Here is an 8,027-nt window from a genome sequence, read left to right on the forward strand (position 1 = left end):
TCATAAAAGATAGTGGAATAAAATTAATATTAAAGTTGAGACTAACGTCTTCGCTTGAAAAATCAGGGGAAATTTATAATTAAAGGCTAAATGTGAAAATTCACAAAATATGTAATAAATTTTGAACCTTGGACTAAATACCTATATTTCAATATCTATTGACATATTTAGTCGAAGATAATATCATATAGGCATAAGATAATACGTTTTCACAAAGGAGGTAAACCGTGAAAGAAAAAATTCAACGATTTGGTGGTGCTATGTTCACACCTGTTATGCTTTTTGCAGTATCAGCACTACTAATAGGATTTGGGATCTTATTTACAACTGAAGTTATAATGGGTCCTATGGCAAGTGAAGGAACACTGTGGTTTGGATTTTGGGATATGATCTTATCTGGTGCATGGGTTGTATTTAATCAATTGCCATTATTATTTGCAATTGCCCTACCTATAGGACTTGCAAAGAAACAAAACGCTAGAGCAAGTATGGAAGCATTCGTAATTTACTTAGTTTTCCTAAACTATGTTTCTACAATTTTGAAACATTGGGGAGGAAGTTTCGGGGTGGATTTTAGTCAAGAAGTTGGCGGAGCAAGTGGACTTGCCATGATTGCAAATATCAAAACTCTTGATATGGGTATGATGGGAGCTCTTCTAATTTCAGCAATAGCCATTTATTTACATAACAGATTTTTCGATACTAGACTTCCAGAAGCTTTGGGAGTATTCAAGGGTTCTGCCTTTGTTTTGGGTGTCGGATTTATTGTTATGATTCCTGTAGCCTTCCTTGCAGTGCTTATTTGGCCGAAGGTACAAGCTGGAATGAATATCTTTAGAGATATTATCCTTAATTCTGGAACCTTCGGTGTAGGAATTTTCGTACTTTTGGAAAGACTACTAATACCATTTGGTCTCCACCATTTGTTGTATGCACCAATGTTCTATGATAGCTTGGTTGTCCCTGGTGGAATTTATTCTTATTGGGCACAGAATCTTCCACAAATCGCTGCTGCAACAGGTTCATTAAAGGAGATTGCTCCTTATGCTCAACTAACGGCGACTGGCTGGTCAAAGATATTTGGTTGTGTGGGTGTTGGGCTTGCTTTCTACAAGACGGCACTACCTGAAAATAAGAAGAAAATTGCAGGTCTGATGATTCCTGTTGTGCTTACGGCTGTCCTAAGCGGAGTTACAGAGCCAATCGAATTTACTTTCTTATTTATTGCACCTCAACTCTTTGTTGTGCATGCAATTCTTGCTGCTATTCTTGCTATGGTAATGAATATAGCAGGGGTAGTTGGAATTTTCTCAGGTGGAGTAATAGAGATGGCATCCTTAAACTGGATTCCATTAGCGGTTAACCACTGGAAAACCTACCTCATTATGTTAGTTATTGGGCTTGTAGCTATAGTAGTTTGGTACTTGGTATTTTCATTCTTAATAACTAAGTTTGATATAAAGACTCCAGGTAGAACTACATCAGAAGATTCTGCTAAGCTATACACCAAGAAAGACTATAAAGCCAAGAAAGCAGATGAAGGGACTGAAGGAAAGATTGTAAAAAAAGCCGATAAATTTGAGATTATGGCTGATGAAATCCTAGCTGGTCTTGGTGGGGCAGAAAACATCAAAGACTACACCAATTGTGTAACAAGATTGAGGGTTAACGTAGTTGATCCAGCTAAGGTTGCAGATGATTCCTATTTCAGAGAAATTGGAACATATGGTATAGCTAAGACAGGGAATTCTGTTCATGTAATAGTAGGAATGGATATCCAATATGTAGCAGATGCCTTTGGCGAATTAGTTTAGAAAAAGAAAAGAATAAGTTAGAAATTTAGAAAAAATAAAGGAGAATATTATGACACAAAAACATTCGATAGTAGTAGCAGGTGGTGGTTCAACATTTACACCAGGAATTATAGGAATGCTCCTAGACAATCTTGACAGATTTCCACTAAGATCTATTAAACTTTATGATAATGACGAAAAAAGACAAGAAGTTATAGGTAAGGCTCTTGAAATCCTCTTGAAAGAAAGACACCCGGAAATAAACTTCGTATATACAACAGATCCAAAAGAAGGATTTACAGACGTTGATTTCGTTCTTGCTCAAATAAGAGCTGGTAAGTATGAAATGAGAGATAGGGACGAGAAAGTTCCTTTAAAACATGGTTGTATCGGTCAAGAAACATGCGGACCAGGTGGACTTGCTTATGGTATGCGTTCAATAGGGGGAGTTTTAGAAATTCTTGACTACATGGAAGAATACTCACCAGATGCTTGGATGCTAAACTACTCAAATCCAGCAGCAATAGTTGCAGAAGCAACAAGAAGACTTAGACCAGATTCAAAAATCATAAACATTTGTGATATGCCGATCGACCTAATGTATAAGATGGCAGACATGGTTGGCCTAAAAGAATGGCAAGAACTTGACTTCTCATACTACGGCCTAAACCACTTTGGTTGGTTTACAGCTATTTCTGATAAAGAAGGCAATGACCTAATGCCACAAATCAAAAAACACGTAGCAGTTAATGGATTTGCTGATGGTATAGGAACAGCTCAACACCTTGACCCATCATGGGTTGAGACATTCACAAAGGCAAAAGATGTCTATGCCCTAGACCCAGAAACAATTCCAAACACCTACCTAAAATACTACTTCTACCCTGACTTTGTATTAGAACATACAAATCCAGAACACACAAGAGTAGATGAAGTAAGAGAAGGAAGAGAAAAAGATGTATTCGGTTTCTGCCAAAATATCATAGATAAGGGAACAGCAGAAGGTATTGAAATAGAACTAGATGCTCACGCAACCTACATCGTAGACTTAGCAATAGCCCTAGCAGAAAACACAAAAGAAAGATTCCTTCTAATAGTAGAAAACCAAGGTGCAGTTCCAAACTTTGACCCAACAGCTATGGTAGAAATTCCATGCCTAGTGGGTAAAAATGGAATTGAAAGAATTAACCAAGGACCAATCCCACAATTCCAAAAAGGTCTAATGGAACAACAAGTATCAGTAGAAAAACTTGTAGTAGAAGCTTGGATAGAAGGATCTTACCTAAAAATGTGGCAATCCCTAACCCTATCAGCAACAGTTCCATCAGCTAAGGTTGCCAAAGAACTTCTTGATGATCTGATAGAAGCAAACAAGGGTTACTGGCCAGAATTACATTAATAAAGAAAAACTCTCTATTATATAATATTAAAAATCTCTACTTGGCGTATAATGCTAGTAGAGATTTTTAATTGAGGTGATTGATATTAGTATAGAAAAACTTATAAGAGATAACGAACAAAAATTTACCCAGACGGACTACACCATAGCCAACCAAATCTTAAAAGAAGGTCTTAGTTACAACTTGACCATCAATGAGTTTGCTAGAATTTGCTACACTTCAAGAACTTCTATTCTAAGATTTGCAAAAAAACTTGGCTTCAATGGCTACAATGACCTAAAATATTATATGCTGAATGAGGCTATTGACATAGTATCCAGCTATGTAAGCCCTTACGATGAAAAGCTAGCTAGGGTCTATGAAAAGCTCAAAAAAGTTAAAAGAGCCTTCATCTACGGCAATGGTGCCTATGAGGATATAATTAAGGACTCTATAAAAAGACTACTCTTTGATGTAGGAATCCTAGGAGAAACCTATGCTGGAGCAGAAGAGGTAGTAGCCTTTGATAGTCAAATGCTTAAAAACAGTCTGGTTGTGATAGTCGATTTCACCAAAGACGAGAGGAGCAAAGAGTTGATGTTTCAAATAGCAAGCATTGATTGTCTTAAAATTATTGTAGGAAGCGAATATAAGTCCATGACCAAAAGCGACTACAATATTTTCCTACCAGAAGACAAAAAAACACTAAAATTAATCAGCCCCTACATAATAGAACTCGAAAAGTTCTTTACATCATATATAGAAAGGTCATGAGATGTTTCTACTAAATCTAGTTCGAGAAAATTATGAAAAATTAAATAAAAATGACCTTAGAATTTACTCTTATGTAGTTCAAAACAAAAACGAAGTAATTGATTTAAACATCAATGAATTGGCAGAAATCCTTGACCTTAGTACAAGCTCAATTATGACCTTTACCAAAAAACTTGGACTTGAGGGCTATAGTGAGCTTAGATATATGGTCAAATGGGCAGAAGACGAATCCAAGGCTCTTTTTGACGACAATGAAATAGAATATACAAAAAATGATATTAACCTAACCATGACCATGCTCACCTCCCTAAACCTCGATGGACTCTTTATTGAAATAAGCAAGGCTAGCAATATCTTTATAGTTGCTAATGGTTATGTTCAATTAAATGTAGCAGAAGAGCTGAAGAGGAACTTCCTAAATGTAGGAAAAATTGTAAATATTATCGACCAACTTAACGATTTTGAAAAATATAAAAAAGTCTTTGAAGACGGAGATGTGCTTTTTGCCATATCCTTTAGTGGAGAAAACAAAGATGTCATTGACTTTCTGTCAAAAATAGAAAAGAAACTAGTTATTGCTTCAATCACAAAATTATCAAACAACTCAATTTCCCACCTTTCAGATTACAACATTTCTTTTGTTACCCATGAAGTCTACGACTTCAAACAAAGGATGAAAATTTCACCGATTTCACAATTTTATGTGGTAATTGACTTCATAATATTAAAATACCTTTCTTATATAGAAGGTAAGGTAAAAAAATTAGGTCAGTAGGAAGAGTAAAATATATTTGCGAAAATAATCCTTCATACTTGTAAAATAAAGTTATTTACTTGACAATAAAGCATTAAACGTGTAAAATATTTAAGGATTGGCGTAGACCGCCAATTATTTAAATTATAAAAGAAAAGGAGGTGCATTATGCCTACAATCAATCAACTTGTTAGAAAAGGTAGAAAGAGCGAAAAATCTAAATCAGATACACCAGCTCTAGGTTACAACTACAATACCCTAAAAAGTAGAATTACAACTAACCAATCACCACAAAAACGTGGAGTTTGTACATCTGTAAGAACTGTAACACCTAAAAAGCCAAACTCAGCATTAAGAAAGATTGCCAGAGTTAGACTTACAAATGGAGCTGAAGTACTATCTTACATTCCAGGAATTGGACACAATCTTCAAGAACACAGCGTTGTATTAATCAGAGGTGGAAGAGTAAAAGACCTTCCAGGTGTTAGATACCACATCATCAGAGGTACTCTTGATACAGCAGGTGTAGACGGAAGAAAACAAGGAAGATCTAAATACGGAGCTAAAAAAGCTTAGTACTTAGTAAAATAAGTGCATAATGTACCTATTTATATACAAGGTATATGTGCACACTAACGATTACTTTTAATCGAGTACTCAAGATATTACACATAATTGGTAAAGGAGGGAAGAAAAGTGTCAAGAAAAGGACATATACCAAAAAGAGAGGTAATGCCTGATGCTAAGTACAACGATAGAGTTGTAACTAAGCTAATCAATAACGTAATGTTAGATGGTAAAAAAGGCCTTGCAACAAGAATAGTTTATGATGCTTTTGATATCGTTGCTGAAACAACAGGAAACGATGCATTAGAAGTATTCTACCAAGCTATGGAAAACATAATGCCAACACTAGAAGTTAAAGCCAGAAGAATCGGTGGTGCAAACTACCAAGTTCCTATGGAAGTTAGACCAGAAAGAAGACAAACACTTGCTTTAAGATGGCTAGTAAACTTCTCTAGAGCTCGTGGCGAGAAAACTATGGTGGAAAGACTTTCTAAAGAAATACTAGATGCTTCAAACAATGCTGGTGCAGCTGTAAAGAGAAAAGAAGAAATGCACAGAGCAGCTGAAGCTAACAAAGCTTTCGCACACTATAGATACTAATCATAGGGGGACAAATGAAAAGAGAAGTCTCATTAAAGGACACCAGAAACATAGGTATCATGGCCCATATAGATGCTGGTAAGACAACTGTAACAGAAAGAATGTTGTATTATACTGGAAAAATCTATAAAATCGGGGATACCCATGATGGTACTGCAGTAATGGACTCCATGGAACAAGAAAAAGAACGTGGAATCACAATTGGATCCGCAGCTACAACTTGTTATTGGAATGACAACAGAATCAACATCATAGATACTCCTGGACACGTGGACTTTACTGTAGAAGTAGAAAGATCACTTAGGGTATTGGATGGTGCTGTTGCACTATTTGATGCTAAAAGCGGTGTAGAACCACAATCAGAAACAGTTTGGAGACAAGCTGACAAGTATGACATCCCAAGAATTTGCTTTATCAACAAAATGGATGCTACTGGTGCTGATTTCTTCATGGCTGTTGATACCATTAAAGATAAATTAAAAGCAAACGCAGTTCCAATAGAAATTCCTATAGGTGCAGAACAACAATTCGAAGGAGTAGTTGATCTTGTAACGATGGAATCTGTAACTTACCACACAGAAGACCTCGGAGCTCATCCAGTTAAAGGTGAAATCCCAGAAAATCTAAAGGCACAAGCGGAAGAATATAGGGCAAACCTTCTTGAAGAACTTTCAGAAATTGATGATAACATCATGATGAAATACCTTGAAGGAGAAGAAGTTTCTGTAGAAGAAATTAACGCTGCTATAAGAAAAGGAACAATCGAAAAGAAAATATTCCCATGTCTATGTGGTTCAGCTTACAAGAATAAGGGAGTTCAAGCCCTACTTGATGCGATAATTGACTTTATGCCAAGCCCACTAGATGTACCAGCAATTGAAGGAACAGATCCTAAAGATGATTCAATAATCCTAGAAAGACATCCAGGAGATGATGAGCCACTATCTGCTCTTGCATTTAAGGTTGTAACAGATCCATATGTAGGTAAATTAATCTATGTAAGAATCTATTCAGGTACAATTGAATCTGGATCATACATTTACAACGCAACAAAGGGCAAGAAAGAGAGAGTTGGACGTATCATGCAAATGCACTCTAATAAGCAACAAGAAATCGAAGAAGGTTTCTCAGGAGATATCGTTGCTCTATTAGGATTAAAAGATACAACAACAGGAGATTCTCTATGTACTCAAGATAACCAAATCATCCTTGAAAACATGGAATTCCCTGATCCAGTAATCTCAGTAGCCATTGAACCAAAGACAAGAGCATCTCAAGATAAGATGATAACAGGTCTTCAAAAACTTGCTGAAGAAGATCCTACTTTCCAAACAAAATCTGACGAGGAAACTGGACAAACAATAATCTCAGGAATGGGAGAGCTTCACCTTGAAGTTATAGTTGATAGACTTCTTAGAGAATTCAAAGTAGAAGCGAATATTGGTAACCCTCAAGTAGCTTACAGAGAATCAATCACTAAAGAAGCTGAAGCACAAGGTAAGTTTGTAAGACAATCAGGTGGTTCAGGACAATACGGTGATGTAATGCTAAAAGTTATGCCGGGCAAAGAAGGCGAAGGAATTACCTTCGAGTCTAAAATTGTCGGTGGTGCAGTTCCAAAAGAATACATCAAGCCAGTTGAGGCAGGTGTTAGGGAAGCAGCAGCAAGCGGCATCCTTGGTGGTTATCCAATGGTAGACATCCATGTAGTTCTATTTGATGGTTCATACCACGAAGTAGACTCATCAGAAGTTGCCTTCCAAGTAGCTGGATCTATTGGATTTAAAAATGCAGTAGCAAAAGCGGGTCCAATTCTACTAGAGCCACTTGAAAAAGTTGAAATTACAACACCAGATGAATACCTCGGAGATGTAATGGGAGACGTTTCATCAAGAAGAGGAAAGATTGATGGAATGAATCCAAAAGATGGAATCCATGTACTAGATGCATATATTCCATTGTCAGAAATGTTTGGATATGCAACTGACCTAAGAAGTAAAACTCAAGGTAGAGCAACATATTCAATGCAATTTGACCACTACGCACAAGTTCCAGAATCAGTAAAAGAACAAGTATTAAATAAATAATTAATATAGGAGATTATCAATGAGCAAACAAACATTTGAAAGAGTAAAACCACATATTAACATTGGTACAATC

7 protein-coding genes are annotated in these 8,027 nt (G+C 36.3%); all 7 read left to right on the top strand.

Annotation, left to right across the window (positions count from 1 at the left end):
* Positions 1-227 precede the first annotated feature (227 nt).
* The 7 genes from Q0W95_RS06590 (at position 228) to fusA (ending at position 7,954) form a co-directional block, all read left to right on the top strand.
* Positions 228-1,814 carry an alpha-glucoside-specific PTS transporter subunit IIBC gene (locus Q0W95_RS06590; RefSeq protein WP_297791107.1) on the top strand — a complete coding sequence of 529 codons (1,587 nt, stop codon included), beginning with the start codon at positions 228-230 and terminating at the stop codon, positions 1,812-1,814.
* A gap of 49 nt (positions 1,815-1,863) precedes the next feature.
* Positions 1,864-3,192, top strand: a complete 1,329-nt coding sequence (locus Q0W95_RS06595; protein WP_297791109.1) for a 6-phospho-alpha-glucosidase — start codon at positions 1,864-1,866, stop codon at positions 3,190-3,192.
* Between the two features lie 76 nt (positions 3,193-3,268).
* Positions 3,269-3,946: a MurR/RpiR family transcriptional regulator gene (locus Q0W95_RS06600; RefSeq protein ID WP_297791111.1), complete on the top strand. Its 678-nt coding sequence runs from the start codon at positions 3,269-3,271 to the stop codon at positions 3,944-3,946.
* Between the two features lies 1 nt (position 3,947).
* Positions 3,948-4,721, top strand: a complete 774-nt coding sequence (locus tag Q0W95_RS06605) for a MurR/RpiR family transcriptional regulator (protein ID WP_297791113.1) — start codon at positions 3,948-3,950, stop codon at positions 4,719-4,721.
* A gap of 147 nt (positions 4,722-4,868) precedes the next feature.
* On the top strand, positions 4,869-5,276 hold the full coding sequence (rpsL, locus tag Q0W95_RS06610; protein ID WP_297791115.1) for a 30S ribosomal protein S12: 408 nt from the start codon (positions 4,869-4,871) through the stop codon (positions 5,274-5,276).
* Positions 5,277-5,396: 120 nt separating this feature from the next.
* On the top strand, positions 5,397-5,867 hold the full coding sequence (gene rpsG, locus Q0W95_RS06615; protein ID WP_297791117.1) for a 30S ribosomal protein S7: 471 nt from the start codon (positions 5,397-5,399) through the stop codon (positions 5,865-5,867).
* Positions 5,868-5,881: 14 nt separating this feature from the next.
* Positions 5,882-7,954, top strand: coding sequence for an elongation factor G (fusA, locus tag Q0W95_RS06620; protein ID WP_297791119.1), 2,073 nt, complete (start codon positions 5,882-5,884; stop codon positions 7,952-7,954).
* Positions 7,955-8,027: the final 73 nt, after the last annotated feature.

This window comes from uncultured Anaerococcus sp. (assembly GCF_947253225.1).
Classification (GTDB): domain Bacteria; phylum Bacillota; class Clostridia; order Tissierellales; family Peptoniphilaceae; genus Anaerococcus.